This is a genomic window from Thalassospira sp. CH_XMU1458, assembly GCF_037027205.1.
GTDB classification, from domain to species: Bacteria; Pseudomonadota; Alphaproteobacteria; order Rhodospirillales; family Thalassospiraceae; genus Thalassospira; species Thalassospira tepidiphila.
In genome coordinates, this window is sequence record NZ_JAYMDW010000002.1 from 1,117,361 (window position 1) to 1,132,494 (window position 15,134).

The window sequence follows — 15,134 nt, forward strand, 5'->3', positions numbered from 1 at the left end:
CAATCCTCATATCCTGCAATTCCGTTCAAGAATGCCCTGCCATGACCTCCTAAATTCGGGAGCAACGCAATCAAACGAACGGATGCAAAATGATCAGCCTCGATTTCCTGATAACCTCGCTTATCATCGTTATCCTACCCGGCACGGGTGTGATCTATACCCTGGCACTTGGATTGGGTCGCGGCATGAAGGCCAGCATCTGGGCGGCCTTTGGCTGCACGCTGGGTATCGTCCCGCATATGACCGCCAGCATCCTTGGCCTCGCTGCCCTGCTCCATGCCAGCGCAGTCGCCTTTGAAATCGTGCGTTATCTGGGTGTGGCGTGGTTGCTTTATATGGCCTGGGGCATGTGGCACGGCACGGGTGCCATGAAAGTCACCGCCAATGAAAGTGCTGCGGGCGTGCTTAAAATCATCCGCGACGGCATATTGCTTAACCTGCTCAACCCCAAACTGTCAGTCTTCTTCCTCGCCTTCCTGCCGCAATTTGTTAGCGCTAACACGCCCAATACAACGCTCGAGATGACCCTGCTCGGCCTGATTTTCATGGCGATGACGTTTGGTGTGTTTGCGGTTTATGGCTGCTTTGCTGGCGCATTGCGCAGCCATATCATCGAACGCCCAAAGGTTATGAGCCTGATTGGTAAAAGCTTTGCAGGGGCCTTTGTTCTGATGGGAGCTAAGCTGCTGCTTACGGAACGCTAGAGAAGAACATTACTCCGCCGCATCACTCCCCAACCGGTTAAGTGCGCGGGTCATCAGCGCGCGTAGCTTGGCCGGGCGCAGCGGTTTGTTGAGTAGCGAGTAGCCTTGGGCGGCGATCAGGTCGGCGGTCTCGGACGCGCGGTCGGCGGTGATGATGACGCCGGGCACGTTAACGCCGTGAACATCACGAAGCCTTATTAAGACATCAAGGCCGGTCTGGCCGGAATCAAGGTGGTAATCGGCTAGGATGATATCCGGGGAGAACGGCTTTTTGCCGTCAATTTCCTGGGTCAGCAGGTTTTCGGCAGCCGTGCCGGATTGGGCCGTCACCACGACGCAATCCCAGTTTTCAAGCATGGCGCGCATACCATCAAGGATCGCCGGTTCATTATCAAGGCACAGCACGCGAAGGCCGCCCAATTCGCCCGCCATGCGGCGTTTGGGTTTGGGTGTGGCGGCTGTATCGGCAACACCCAGCGGCACTTCGACAGAGAAGACCGTGCCGCGACCGGGGCGCGAACGCACGGAAACCGGGTGACCGAGCGATTTGCCAAGGCGATCCACAATAGCAAGGCCAAGACCAAGCCCCTTCACATCGGTGGTTTCCGGGCCTTCGAGACGATGGAATTCGCGGAAGATGATTTTCAGTTTGTCTTCCGGGATGCCGGGCCCGCTATCCCAGACTTCGAGTTTCAGCGCGTCCCCACGCACGCGACAGCCGACCACCGCCCCGCCGGTGCGAGTATAGCGCATGGCGTTGGAAATGAAGTTTTGCAGGATACGCCTAAGCAGACGACTGTCACTGCGCACCCACAGATCGCGTTTATGGACCTTGAAGCTGAGCCCTGCATTTTCGGCAATCGGGCCGAATTCGGTTTCAAGCGCACCCAGCACATCATTGATTGCAAAGTCACGAATGGTCGGTTGCATCGCGCCAGCGTCCAGCTTGCAGATATCAAGAAGCTCGTTGAGGAGTTCTTCAACCCCCTTGAGCGACAGATCAACCTTGCCGACCAAATCAAGGATGTCATCCGCCAGCCCCTGCTTGCCGCCCAGCGCCACCGTAAACAGGCGCGCGGCATTTAGTGGCTGAAGCAGGTCGTGGCTGGCGGCGGCAAAGAAGCGGGTCTTGGTATCATTCGCCGTTTCGGCCTGTTCCTTGGCGTCCGAAAGCTCGGAGTTCAGCACCTCGAGCGCGTGCGTTCGTTCGGTCACGCGGGCTTCGAGGCCTTCGTTGGCTTCTTTCAGCGCCTGTTCGGCGGTCTTGCGTTCGGTGATGTCGTGATAGATGCAGAAATAGCCCAGCACTTCGCCGGTTTCGTCAAAGTGCGGGATATAGGTGCCTTCGGCATAGCGGCCTTCGCGCACGCCAAGGGTGGCGCGTTCATCATTTCGGTTGCGCGTGATGGCGGGGAATTCGATCTCGAAACTTTGGCGATAGCCCTGCAAAACAAGATCGATCATCGGGGCGAGATGGACATAGCGTTCCTCGCCCACTGCTTCGCGGACCGACATGCCGTGGGCCTCAACCCGACGGAGGCCAAACATCCGCTCATACGGGCGGTTGGTAAAGCGCAGGCGCTGATTTTTATCGGCATACGCAATCATCACCGGAATGTTGTCGGTATAGATCCGGATGTTGCGTTCGCTATCACGCAGGGCTTCTTCGGTTCGCACACGGGCCGTGATGTCGGCGATGGTAGCTACAAACCCGCCATCGGGCATCGGGTTGGTGCGAACTTCGAGCACCATGCCATCGGCACGCTTGCGCTCATAGGTATGCGGCAAACGGCGCATCTGGGGTGCGGCATTGCGGCCCAGCAGAATATCAATATCGACCGCCCGGTTGCCGTTATCGCGGCAAATATGGACAAGTTCCGACAGCGGCAATGTGACCTGAATGTCGCTGGTCGAAATACCAAGCAGATCAATGAAACGGTGGTTCCATGTCGCCAGACGCAGGTTCTGGTCAAACACCCCGACCCCTTGCGAGATGTTTTCAAGCGTGTTGAGCAAAAGGTCGCGGTTGAACTTGATGGCCTCGGACGCTTCATCGAGCAATTCCATCGCATCGCGGCGTGATACGGCCTTGTCGGGCAGCAACAATGCCATGACAACGCGCGAGGATGCCGCCCCGACGGCGCCAGACAGCAGATGCTCGGTAAAGTTCGCGGCATCAACATCGGCAAGATCGGATCGCTTGGTTTCGCCATCGCGCGATTGCAGATAATTGCGAAAGGCGCGCTGTGCCCAATGCTTGCCAAGGAACCGTGCCGCCAGATCTTCAAGGTCACCCAGGGTCACCCGGCCCGGCCAGGTATCGTTGCGCGCCTTGGTATCCTTGCGCCAGACATCGACAAAGACCTGCGCCTGACGGCGCTGGGTGACACCCTGCACCCCAACGGCCGAGCCGACAAACATCAAAACAAAGTTCACACCAAGCGACCAGACAACCCCGTGGGTCAGATGATCTTCAATCCCGACCCCCAGAAGTGCCTGCGGGTTCAGAATGCCAATGCCAAACGGCCCGTCGGTCAGGAGCGAGGATGGCAACAACCCGCCCTGCACAAAGGCCGGCATCAAAAGCGTATAGGCCCAAAGCACAAAGCCCGATGTCAGGCCAAGCCGCACACCCGTCCGGTTGATGTTTTTAAGGTAGATTGCGGCGAGAACCGCCGGGCCGAACTGCGCCATGGCGGCAAAGGACAGCATCCCGATATCGGCCAGCGCATAGTTTTCCGCCAGAAACAGGATGGCAATGATGGCGGCCCGGCGGATTTTCAGCAACACCTGACTGACATCGCCAGACATGCGTTTCTGGAGCCGTTCTGAACGCAGCAAAAGCGGCATGACCAGATCATTACAGACCATGGTCGAAACCGCGACACAGGACACAATCACCATCCCGGTACTGGCCGACAAACCACCGATAAAGGCAAATACCGCCAGCCAGTTCTGCCCGCCGAGTAACGGCAAGGTCAGAACAAAGGTATCGGGATTGACCGCCGGGTTATGGCCAAACATGAACAGACCGGCGATCGCGATCGGCACGACAAAGATGTTGATCGCAACCAAATAGGCCGGAAACAGCCAGCGCGCACTTGTCAGGTTGCGGCTGTCATCATTTTCAACAAAGGTGACATGGAACTGCCGCGGCAGGCAGAAAATGGCAAACCCCGCCAGCATGGTGGCGATAAAGAAGTTTGATGTCAGCCAGGTATCGGGAATAAACATCTGCCGCACGGTCGGATCAGACAGGGCGCGTTGATTGATATCGACAAAGCCGTCAAACATCCCGTAAACGACGAAAAAGCCGACCATCAGAAGGGCTGCAAGCTTGATCAGGCTTTCAAACGCCACGGCCAGGATCAGGCCGTCATGATGTTCGGATGCGTGGATATAGCGAACACCAAACAGGATCGCGAACACCGCCATCAGGATGGTGACATAAAACGCCGTATCCTTGGAAAAATGGCCCTCGGAATGGCGAACAACCTGTTGGCCGAGATCGCCAATCAGCACATCAAACGACATCGACACCGCTTTGAGCTGAAGCGATATATAGGCCAGCACGCCAACCACTGCGATCAGTGCAACAAGGGCAGCCAAGCTTTGGCTTTTGCCATAGCGCGAACCCAGGAAATCGGCAATCGAGGTGATATTTTGCTTGTGACAGACCCGGGCGATTTTGGTCATGATGCCAAAACCGAAAATCATCACCAAAATCGGCCCGATATAAATCGGCAGGAACGCCCAGCCCCCGGTGGCCGCCGAGCCCACCGAGCCAAAGAAGGTCCAGCTTGTGCAATAGACCGCCATCGACAGGGCATAGATCGTCGGCTTTAATCTGGATGCGCGCCACTTGTCGGCATATTTGTCGCCATAATGGGCAATGGCAAACAACAACCCGATATAGGTCATGGCAACAATAAAGATCAGTCCGCCCTGAAGCATCGACGCAAACGCCCTTGTTATCGCCGCCTGTCCAGGCGGTCACAATTATCTGTTATCGGGGACTATACCACGGCGGGTGAATTGTCTAAAACGGCGCAAATCGTTTTGAGACCAAAGATCAAGGAAAGCGTGGTTCAGATGGCTTCTGATTATGGCTTTTACGCCGGTATCCTGCGGTTCGTCGCAAAAAAGACCGAAACCGATGACGCCGAAATTCGCATCATGATGGGCCATCTGGCCGGGATTGCCGATGCGATTGAACAAAGCGGTCGCTTCATGGTCGAACGCAACAATTGCGAAAGTGCAGCACGCGCCTTTGCCGGTGTCGCCAAGTTCCTTCAGGAACGCATCCTGCCAGAGGCACTAAATGCCGGGAACGAGGGCGCGGTCGAACAGCTTAAATGGGCGATTGAAACGTCGCTGGTCCTCGCCGCCGAGCTGGTCAAACGTGCGGCAAATGAAGAGCTCAACGATCAAGACAGGTTCACGTTCGATTTGCCCGCCGCCCCGAACGCACCGACCGTGCACTAAACCCTTTATGGCGGCAAACAGCAGACAACGAAAAAGGCCGACACCCTAAAGTGCCGGCCTTTTTCATTTCAGTTGCCTGATGGCCTAATACGTGCCGTTGGCAAAAACATTGGCGCGCTGGTTAAGCGCGGTTGCTTCGAATTCCTTACCGTACGGTGCGGCTTTCTTGGCGAAATCCATCACGGATGCATAAATACGACCGGTGAGTTCATTCTTCGCAGCAATTTCTTCAAGTGCTTCTTTGGAGGCCTTGGCAAAGGCATTGATCAGATCGTCATTGAAGTGACGGATCTCGGTGCCTTTTTCAAGGATCGCCTGATAGGACTGAATATTGTTGAACGCGAAATCCGACAGGGTCTGTTCGGCATTGGCCTGTGCGGCAACCGCGACGATTTCCTGAAGGTCTTCGGGTAGTTCGGCAAACTTGTCCTTGTTGATAAAGACTTCGATGCCCGAACCCGGTTCGGCGAATGCCGGGGTGTAGTAATATTTGGCAACCGATGCGAGGCCAAAGGCATAATCGTTCCACGGACCAACCCATTCGGCGGCGTCAATCGCACCTGACTGCAAGCTTGGCAGGATGTCTGCGGCCGGCAGAAGCGACGGGGTTGCACCCAGACGGCGCATGGCTTCGCCACCGATACCAGCATAACGGACCTTAAGACCCTTAAGATCGTCAACCGAGTTGATTTCCTTGTTGAACCAGCCACCGGCCTGAAGGCCTGTGTTGCCGGCCAGGAACGGTTTGACGTTGAACTGGGCATAAAGCTCGTCCCAGAGCGCCTGACCACCGCCAAAGCGCAGCCAGCCCGAAAGTTCCCAGCCCATCAAACCGAACGGAATAGTGGTGAAGAACGAAACAGCCGGGTCCTTGCCAAACCAGTAATACGGGGTGGAGTGCGCAAGATCGGCAACACCCTGTTCGACCGCATCCATGCATTCCAGCGCCGGGACCAGTTCACCTGCACCGTAAACGGTGATTTTCAGGCGACCGCCCGACATCTTGTTCACACGTTCGGCAAACAGTTCGCCGTTCGCACCAAGACCAGGTGTTCCTTTCGGCCAGGGCATGACCATGCGCCAGTTGATGGTTTCATTTGCTTTGACGATTGATGGTGCAGCGGCAGTAGCGGCAAATGCGCCTGCGGCAACGCCTGCACCGCCCAGAAACGCGCGACGTTTCATTGTGGGGCTCCCAATATTGGTAAAATTTTGCGTAAAAAGGTCACGAAGATAATTTCGTAACCTTGTTTGGGTCCAAAGTTACGGTTTTTGGCGCAGGCAACAATTAACGATTGCGGGATGCAGCATCGCACTGAGCGCATGACATCGACATTTCGTCGATAAATTTTCAACCATAAAGCCAAACAAAAAGGGACTGCCAGAGTGGCAGTCCCTGAGCGGGGATCGAACCGAAGGTCCGATAAAGATATTAGAGCACGTCGCGTCTAATCTGTATCATTTTGTTTGTTTTTGGCGAACTGTTTGGCAAGGCACAGCGTGCAGAGCGATGCGGCGCATCGGTCAAGCGGTGCAACGCCGCGAAACGTCGCCAAAATCAAACCCTTCGGGCCGGGACAGTCTTCCGCCCCACTGCGTCAGGATCCTTGACCGTAGCCCCGCTACGCTTTGCGGATCTTTCCTAGTGCGACAGAAGACTGTCTCCGGCAAAATGGTGCAGATTAAACGCGACGTGCTCTAGCCGGGTCTTAGTAGCCCCAGACCTTTGCACGGTGCATCAGACCGGTTGCCTCGAATTCCTTGCCGTAACGTGCAGCTTTCTTGACAAGGTCAAGGTAGCTTGCAGCAATCCGGCCAGCGAGGTCGTTCTGGCCAGCAATTTCATCAACAGCGGCCTTGGAATGTTCGGCCAGCGCCATGATGACTTCATCGGGGAACTGACGCACCTCGACACCCTTGTCGATCAGCGGCTGATAGGACTGGATGTTGTTAAAGGTGAAGTCGGCAAACGTGTTTTCGGCAATCGCCTGTGCGGCAAAGCGAATGATCGCCTGCAGATCCGGTGTCAGTGCGTTGAACTTGTCCTTGCCAACAAAGATCTCAAGACCCGGGCCGGGTTCGTGGAAGGCCGGGGTGTAGTAGTATTTGGCAACCTGATACAGACCAAACGCCATATCATTCCACGGACCAACCCATTCGGCCGCGTCAATTGCGCCCGACTGCATCGCCGGCAGGATTTCACCCGGCGGGATCATGGTGGCGTTGGCACCGGCACGGCGCATGGCTTCGCCGCCAAGACCGGCATAGCGCATTTTAAGGCCCTGCAGGTCATCAAGCGAATTGATTTCCTTGTTGAACCAGCCACCGGCCTGCATGCCAGAGTTACCGGCATAGAACGGCACAACGTTGAATTCTTCGTAGGCTTCTTCCCAAAGCTTCTGACCATCGCCAAAGCGGATCCAGCTTGAAAGCTCCCACGCGGTCAGACCGAACGGGATGGTCGAGAAGAAGTTAAGGGCCGGGTTTTTGCCCTGCCAGTAATACGGGGTCCCGTGCGCCATTTCAGCCACCCCCTGTTCGACCGCATCCATGCATTCGAACGGCGGCACCAGTTCACCCGCACCATAGATGGTGATGTTCAGGCGACCAGCCGACATCTCCTTGACCATGGCGGCGAACTTTTCGGCATTGGTGCCAAGTCCGGGGGTTCCTTTTGGCCATGGCATCACCATGCGCCAATTCAGCGTTTCCTGTGCGGATACAACAGCCGGCGCTGCAACCGACGCAGCAACCGCACCCGCACCCAGTCCGGCCCCTTTTAGAAACTGACGACGTTTCATTCCGATCCCCTTAAATTCTTGTGTTTTGGTGGTTTTTTGCGCAACCACCAACTTGCGGAGGGGAATTTTGTCGAAAACGACTGTCCTTTTCCACTATTTTTGCCGAAATCAGGAAATATTTTTTCTTGCCGCTACGGAATGCTGGCCTTCAGTCCAGCAACAGTGTCTTACGACCCAAGGTAGCGATTGTAATCGGCGACGAACTGTTCAACCGTGCCCGCCCCAAGTGGCGTGTTGTAATATTGCTTCCAATAGGCTGCCAGCCCGTTGACGTCGTTGGGATCGGTCGGCATCGCGGCTGGTGCCCGGTAGTAGCGAATACGACAAAGCGCCGTGGCATAGGCCAGATTGGTCGCCAGTTGTGCATCCTTGTCGGGCGTGCCGTCTGCTTGTGCTGGCTGCGGGGCAAGAAACCCGTCTACCTTGGCCTTGAGATCGGAACGGTAATCGAGAAAGTTCTGGTAACAATCATGCAGGGTTGCGGGTTCCATCTGGAAAATTCCCAGCGCCGGACCACCGCCGACCTGTTCAATATAATCGCCCAAATGACTTTCATGGGCCGCTGTGCCCATGATCAGGTTTTCCGCGACATCTGATGCAGGCAATCCAAGGGCTGCCAGAACCGGTTTGACGACAAGGGTGCGAAGCTGCGTGGCATTGATTGGCATAGGAGCCTCCATTCGACCAATGGTATAAGGACCCCTATGACGCAGCAGATCGGTAAATGAGAAATCTTTTCTGTTTTTTCTCTTTATCCGCGCAATTTAACACATGGAAACAGTATTTTAATTACATAAAATTACACCATTCTAACCTTTTGGATAGTTAAACTAGACCATTCAGGTCCAACCTAAAGAAACAGCATCTTTTAAGTGTTCACATTGCTTGTTGTTTCTCGGGGGATCAAACGTGGTACATCCTGAACTTAAAAGCCGTCTCGACTTCATCGGACTGGACGAACCTAAAATAAAACAGCTCAAACGTGCATGGCCCGTGATTGAAAAAAACCTGCCGGGCATGCTTGATCAGTTTTACCATAAGGTGATGAACAACGCGGCTCTGGCAAAAATTGTTGGTGATCCGTCAAACATTGATCGCCTGAAGAAAGCCCAGGCCAAACACTGGGCCAAACTTTTTGACGGCGCATTCGATCAATCCTTTTACGACGACGTGCGCCGGATCGGTAAGGCCCACGAACGGATTGGACTGACGCCCGAAGCATATGTTTCGGCCTATAACTTCATGCTTGGCGAAATCACCGCCGTGCTGTGCAAAAACTTCAGTCGTGATTCACAATTGCCGTTGATGATCATCGGCTCGACCAATGCGTTGCTGATCGATGTCGAAATGGCGATTACGGTCTATTACGAAGAAACGCAAAAGACCTATGCCGACAAACTTCAGCAAATGTCCGATGAGTTTGAAAAAACCATCGGAACGGTCGTTTCCGCTGTTTCAAGTTCGGCCGAAGATATGTCGCAGGCATCTGAAACCCTGTTGGCCAGCATGCAGGAAACCCAGGGCGAAGTTGAAAAGGCCCGTGGCGCTGCTGAACTGTCTGCCGATAATGCGACCACGGTTGCCGGTGCGGCGGAAGAACTTGATAGTTCCATTCGCGAAATCTCAAGCCAGGTTTCGCGGGCCTCGACAATTTCCAACGAAGTGGAAGTGTCTGTACAACAAACGTCAGATACGATCGAAACCCTCAATGCTGCCGCCGAGCAGATCGGCACTGTCGTTGACCTGATTGACAAGATCGCAAGCCAAACCAACCTTCTGGCCCTGAATGCCACGATCGAGGCTGCCCGTGCCGGCGAAGCAGGCAAAGGCTTTGCCGTGGTCGCAAGCGAGGTCAAAAACCTTGCCAATCAGACCGCCAAGGCCACCGGCGATATCACAGCACAAATCAACAATGTGCAGCAAAGCACGGTTGCCGCGGTGAATGCCATTCACGGTGTCGCCGGCCAGATCAGCAACATTGTTGATTCCGTTACCGCGATCTCCGCAGCCGTCGAACAACAGGCCGCCGCCACCACTGAAATCAGTGGCAATATCAACGCGGTATCATCGGCCAATCGTGACGTGAACGGCAGCCTGGAAACCGTCAATGGCACCGCACAACGCACCAGCACGGTGGCGCAAAACGTCTCGGACGTCTCGCGCATGCTTAAACAGAATTCCGAAAAACTGCGCTCGGATGTTGATGCCTTCATCACGAAGCTGACGTCATAAGCCCAACACCGCCTTCACCCCCGAGGCCGCGCTGCTTAAGCCCGTTGCTAGCGGTCGCGTGCCTCGGACGGTGTGATACCAAAGACGCGCTTGAAGGCGGTTGCGAAATTGGCCGGGCTTTTATAGCCCGCCGCCCAGGCGGCCTGCGCAATCGTCAGGCCATCCTTTTCCATGGCATCGCGGGCCGCAACAAGGCGGCTTTCACGGATGAAATCCTTTACCGTCATGCCATAGGCATCCTTGAAGATGCGCTGCATGCTGGTGACACTGATCCCGATGGCGGCTGCAATGGTCGGAAGGGTTTGTTGTTCCGGGTCACTGGCCAGAATGAAATCACGGATTTCCTGTGCACGATGATGACGATCCAGCGCATCCGGGCCGGAATTTTTGCCAAGCGTCGCCGTTTGGTCTGCACTGTTCTGAATGGCGGTGAGTGCCTCGGCAAAAATCTCCAACCCGCGACTTTCTTCATAAAGCTCGCGCATAAGCGGATCCGTTGCATGCGGATAGATCAACTGGTCAGCAAGTGCGAGCACGCGGCGTGACGGCCGCCAACTGCGCACAGAAATGCCAGCGTTGAAGAAATCGGCGATTTCGCGATAGCGGGCCGGTGACTTGCCAAGCTGGCGCAAGACCCAGTCAAACTGTGCCGAAATCATCACCTTGCTGATTTCGCTGCCTTTGTGGATATAACGCCTGACCTTAGAGGGTTGCGGCACCGCCCAGATAAAGCCAACCGGGTGATCGCGCGCATCAAGGTCAACCGGCACACCATCAAACTCGGCCTGCAACCGTCCCTTCAGCATAATGGCAACCTTTACCGCTGCGCCGACATCATAGTCGGCAATGGCATCCTTCATCTCCATCGTGTCGGAGGTGTGAATATCAAGAAACGACTGCGTATCGCTAAATGACATGCGCCCGCTCATCAACGCGCCGCGACTTGCCAAGGTGTTGCCGAGCTCGCCTGTTTCCTGGATAAGGGTGCCGCGTTTTTCCAGATGGCTCCTGGTAATAGAGTCACGCCGCGTTATCTGCCGGTGTGCTGTTACCCCCACAAACCTCTCCTGCATCATTTTGAAGTCACAAAGCATCTTTGAACATGCAATCGGCATCGAATGGCCTTTGCAAAGACACGCTGACGATTTCGCAAACATGTCCGGCGATTTGGCAAACATCATTCCTGTTGCATCCTCACCTGCGAAAATAATATTCACAATCATTCGCATTTGCAATTATATTTCTCAGGGAATGAACATGCCACAGTCACCCTCGCCAACCTCGTCGCCCCGGATCAGCGCCCTTTTGCGCACGACCGTTCTTGCCGGTTTTTCGCTTGCGGTTTTGCCATCAATCACCTTTGCCCAACAGGCCAACAATGATGAAACCGTGACCAAGCCCCTCGAAGTCACAGCATCGGCCAAATCGGCACTGGGCCTTCCGGGTGGCGTTTCGATTGGCCAGGAAGAACTGGATCGCAAAAACCCGCAGACCATGAAGGATGTCTTTTCATCGGACGCGTCGGTTGAAGTCGGCGGGCCGACCGCCATCGTTCAGAAGGTCTATGTGCAGGGTATCGAGAATACCAAGCTCAACGTTCAGGTTGATGGCGCCCGTCAGGTAGATTCAAGCTTCCACCATATCGGAACAGCGATCATTGATCCGGCGATGCTGAAATCGGTTAATGTTGAATCCGGTGTCGCCCCGGCGGATGCCGGGCCACATGCCTTGGGCGGATCGATGTCTTATGAAACCCGTGATGCCCGGGACGTTCTTGAAGCCGGTGACACGTTCGGTGGCTGGGGCAAGTTGCAGTACAACTCAAACACCAAGGGCTTTGCCGAATGGCTGACCGTTGCCGGACAGTCAGACGGGTTTGAAGCGCTGGCGTATCTGAAAAACAGCAATCAGGGCAATTACAAAGACGGCGACGGTGATGAGGCGATTGGCACCGCCGATGGCAGCGAAAGCGGACTGGGCAAGTTTGCCTTTACCGGCAATGACGGTGGCCGTTTCGAAGCGTTTGCCAGCCATCTTGAAGATGAAGGTGTCCGCCCGTCCCGCCCGAACTATGCGGTTCTGGCCAACGGCGCAGCGCCACAATGGCTGTCCTATCGCGATACGTCGGTTGGGGTGAGCTATGTCGATGAAATGCCGTCTGGCCAGTTCGATCCGGAATTCAGTCTAGCCTATAGCCGTACGGTTCTGAACATTCCGGCCCTTCAGGGTGGTGCAAACTTCTATCACGTCAAATCCGATATCCAGTCCATCAACGGCAAGGCTGCCAACAATTTTGAAGTCGATAATGGTGTCATCACCGCCGGGATTGATTTCTATCGCGATGAGGCAACCGGATATCACAATCGATCCCCGCGCAACGGTAGCTATTCGGAAACCTCGACCGATATTGGCGCATTCTCGCAAGCCCGCCTGTCCCTGACCGATCAGTGGCGTGTGTCGTTCGGCGGCCGTGCCGATCAGCAATGGTTCGAAGGCCTGACCGGTGAAGACTTTTCCGAATTCGGACTGAGCGGCAATGCCAACACCGAATATGACCTGACCGAACAGCTGATGGTCTATGGTGGTGCCGGTACGACCTTTGGTGGCCTCCCACTTGGTGAGTCAGCAATTTATGAATTCAGTGGCAACTGGAATTATGACGGTTTTGCCCCTTCGCGGTCCTATAACGCAAAGGTCGGTTCGCGCCTTGCGCTTGATGACTGGACGCTGGATGGAAACCTTTTCTACAACCTGATCGATGAATCCCACGATCTGTCCAGTGCAACGCGTAACTCGACCGTCGATCTCGATACCCGTGGTGTCAATCTGTCTGCCATGTATTCCTATGGTCCGGGGTTTGCGCGCCTGACCTATTCCCACACCAACGTTAAAACCGACGGCGGCGTCCCGCTGAGCACCGAGGCCTCCTATCAGGGCGTCATTATGGGTGACATGTTCAACTTCGATGCCGGTCATAGCTTTGATAGCTATGGGCTGCGCGTTGGCGGCAATGCGGAATTCGCCCTTGCCGATGACAGCCCCGAAGAACGTGGCAACGAAAAACTCGATAGCTACTTCGTTGCCAATCTCTATGCCGAATGGGTCCCCGGAGTGTTGAACGATGCAGTTACCCTGCGTGTGGATGCGCTGAACATCCTTGATCGCGATTACATCGACCGCGCAACAACCGGTTATGACAGCACGCGCATCAGCGAACCGTTCCACGAACCCGGACGCACTTTCCTGATTTCGGCGAAGGTCGATTTCTAGGACGCGAAGAAACACACTTCAAACCGAAATGGGCGGCACATCAGGTGCTGCCCGTTTTGGCGTTTGAAATACACGACAAGACAAACCTTCAGGATGACCTGACATGAAAATTCGCAATCTTCTTGCCTTTGCTGCGGCGACACTGATCTGGGGTGCAAACGCATCCGCAGGTGAAACGGTCACACTGACTGATATTGCCGGACGTGAAGTCACCGTCGAGGTACCGGTCAAACACATGATCCTTGGCGAAGGGCGTTTCCTGCCCTCGATCGGCATTCTCGATCCGGAAAATCCGGTGCGCTGGATTGCTGGAATGATGGGCGACTTCAAATCGCTTGATCCCGCATCCTTTGCGCAATATCGCGAAAAATTCCCCGAGATTGATGATATTCCGCTGGTTGGTCGTCAGAACGAGGAAACGTTTTCTGTTGAAAAGGCTGTGACAGTCGAACCCGACGTGGCAATTTTCGGCATGTCGGGCGGCCATGGGCCCGGTTCCACCAGCCACGAAGTTCTGTCAGTCATGGGGGCGGCAGATATCCCGGTGGCGATGATCGATTTTCGGGCCAAGCCGTTTGAAAACACCCCCAAAAGCATCCGTCTTCTCGGCAAGCTGATGGGCAAGGAAGAACAGGCAGAAGCCTTTGTGAAATTCTATGAGGAGAACCTTCGAAAGGTGACCTCACGCGCCACAGAGACAACCGAAAAACCCAGTGTCTTCCTTGAAAGCCGTGTCGGCCTTGCCGAGAACTGCTGCGAAGCCATGGGCAACGAGATGATCGGCAAGTTCGTTACCCTGGCTGGTGGTAAAAACATCTTTGCCGATACCGTTCCCGGCGTAATCAGCCAGATATCGGTCGAACAGGTGATCTTCACCGACCCGGACGTCTATATCACCACGGCCATCGGATCGTCCGGGCTGGATGCGGAAACAAATGCGCGGCGCATTGTTCTGGGTGCAAAGACAAATGCCGATCAGGCACGTGCGTCCTTGGCACGCAGTATGGAACGGACCGGCCTGCCGCTTCTGAGTGCTGTCAAAAACAGGAAGGTCTATTCCGTCTGGCATCACATTTATAACAATCCGATCAATGTGTTTGCCCTGCAGGCGATGGCAAAGTGGCTCCATCCCGACATCTATGCCGACCTTGATCCCGACGCCGAACTGGCAACATTTTTCGAGCACTTTCAGGCGGTTGATCTGAATGGCGTGTACTGGATCGGCCTGAACGACGCGCCGTCGCCATAAACCGACCCAGCCCCGCAAACACAAACAGAGAGATCGCCAGATGTTTACCACAAAGGGATCGGTCAAAACCGATAAGGCCGCCAAGTATCTTGTCCAGCTGTGCAAGCATTTCGCCCACAAGGTCGAAGTCGATCTGGGCGAAACCACCGGCAATGTGGCATTTCCCATGGGGCCGTGCGTCATTACCGCCCATGAGGACCGACTGACCTTTGACGGGCAGTCACACAAGCCCGAGGGTATCGAGAGCATGAAGGGTGTGATTATCGTCCATCTCGACAAATTCGCCTGGCGCGAGGCACCACTTGATTATCACTGGGAGGACGGCGAAACGCCTGATGCCTAAACGCGCCTTACGCAAACGAAAACGCCAGCCTTCATGGGCTGGCGTTTGTC

The 15,134-nt window shown here is 55.1% G+C and carries 11 protein-coding genes; 6 read left to right on the top strand and 5 right to left on the bottom strand.

Features of this window, described 5'->3' with window-relative positions; all coding sequences use genetic code 11:
- Positions 1-89 precede the first annotated feature (89 nt).
- Positions 90-704: a LysE family translocator gene (locus WBY09_RS12635; RefSeq protein ID WP_336232883.1), complete on the top strand. Its 615-nt coding sequence runs from the start codon at positions 90-92 to the stop codon at positions 702-704.
- 9 nt (positions 705-713) lie between these two features.
- On the opposite strand, the gene WBY09_RS12640 is transcribed toward WBY09_RS12635, so the two are convergent.
- Positions 714-4,658: a hybrid sensor histidine kinase/response regulator gene (locus tag WBY09_RS12640; protein WP_336232885.1), complete on the bottom strand. Its 3,945-nt coding sequence runs from the start codon at positions 4,656-4,658 to the stop codon at positions 714-716.
- A 138-nt stretch (positions 4,659-4,796) separates the two neighbouring features.
- On the opposite strand from WBY09_RS12640, the gene WBY09_RS12645 reads away from it, so the two are divergent.
- Positions 4,797-5,189: a hypothetical protein gene (locus WBY09_RS12645; RefSeq protein WP_336232887.1), complete on the top strand. Its 393-nt coding sequence runs from the start codon at positions 4,797-4,799 to the stop codon at positions 5,187-5,189.
- A gap of 84 nt (positions 5,190-5,273) precedes the next feature.
- On the opposite strand, the gene WBY09_RS12650 is transcribed toward WBY09_RS12645, so the two are convergent.
- The 3 genes from WBY09_RS12650 to WBY09_RS12660 all read right to left on the bottom strand — a co-directional run bounded on the left by WBY09_RS12650 (position 5,274) and on the right by WBY09_RS12660 (position 8,658).
- Positions 5,274-6,374: a TRAP transporter substrate-binding protein gene (locus tag WBY09_RS12650; RefSeq protein WP_336232888.1), complete on the bottom strand. Its 1,101-nt coding sequence runs from the start codon at positions 6,372-6,374 to the stop codon at positions 5,274-5,276.
- Positions 6,375-6,898: 524 nt separating this feature from the next.
- Positions 6,899-7,990 (bottom strand): TRAP transporter substrate-binding protein, encoded by a 1,092-nt coding sequence (locus WBY09_RS12655; protein WP_336232889.1) that lies wholly within the window; start codon positions 7,988-7,990, stop codon positions 6,899-6,901.
- Positions 7,991-8,157: 167 nt separating this feature from the next.
- A complete protein-coding gene (locus WBY09_RS12660; protein ID WP_120226305.1) occupies positions 8,158-8,658 on the bottom strand; it encodes a hypothetical protein in 501 nt (166 codons plus the stop codon).
- A gap of 241 nt (positions 8,659-8,899) precedes the next feature.
- Here WBY09_RS12660 and WBY09_RS12665 point away from each other — a divergent pair, with 241 nt between their 5' ends.
- Positions 8,900-10,222: a globin-coupled sensor protein gene (locus tag WBY09_RS12665; RefSeq protein WP_336232892.1), complete on the top strand. Its 1,323-nt coding sequence runs from the start codon at positions 8,900-8,902 to the stop codon at positions 10,220-10,222.
- A gap of 47 nt (positions 10,223-10,269) precedes the next feature.
- Here the strand turns inward: WBY09_RS12665 and WBY09_RS12670 are convergent, their stop codons facing one another.
- Positions 10,270-11,139 (bottom strand): helix-turn-helix transcriptional regulator, encoded by an 870-nt coding sequence (locus tag WBY09_RS12670; RefSeq protein ID WP_336232894.1) that lies wholly within the window; start codon positions 11,137-11,139, stop codon positions 10,270-10,272.
- 340 nt (positions 11,140-11,479) lie between these two features.
- On the opposite strand from WBY09_RS12670, the gene WBY09_RS12675 reads away from it, so the two are divergent.
- The 3 genes from WBY09_RS12675 (at position 11,480) to WBY09_RS12685 (ending at position 15,084) form a co-directional block, all read left to right on the top strand.
- Positions 11,480-13,492: a TonB-dependent receptor domain-containing protein gene (locus WBY09_RS12675; protein WP_336232896.1), complete on the top strand. Its 2,013-nt coding sequence runs from the start codon at positions 11,480-11,482 to the stop codon at positions 13,490-13,492.
- A 103-nt stretch (positions 13,493-13,595) separates the two neighbouring features.
- Positions 13,596-14,741, top strand: a complete 1,146-nt coding sequence (locus WBY09_RS12680) for an ABC transporter substrate-binding protein (protein ID WP_336232897.1) — start codon at positions 13,596-13,598, stop codon at positions 14,739-14,741.
- A gap of 40 nt (positions 14,742-14,781) precedes the next feature.
- On the top strand, positions 14,782-15,084 hold the full coding sequence (locus tag WBY09_RS12685) for a DUF2218 domain-containing protein (RefSeq protein WP_064790820.1): 303 nt from the start codon (positions 14,782-14,784) through the stop codon (positions 15,082-15,084).
- The last annotated feature ends 50 nt before the right edge of the window (positions 15,085-15,134 follow it).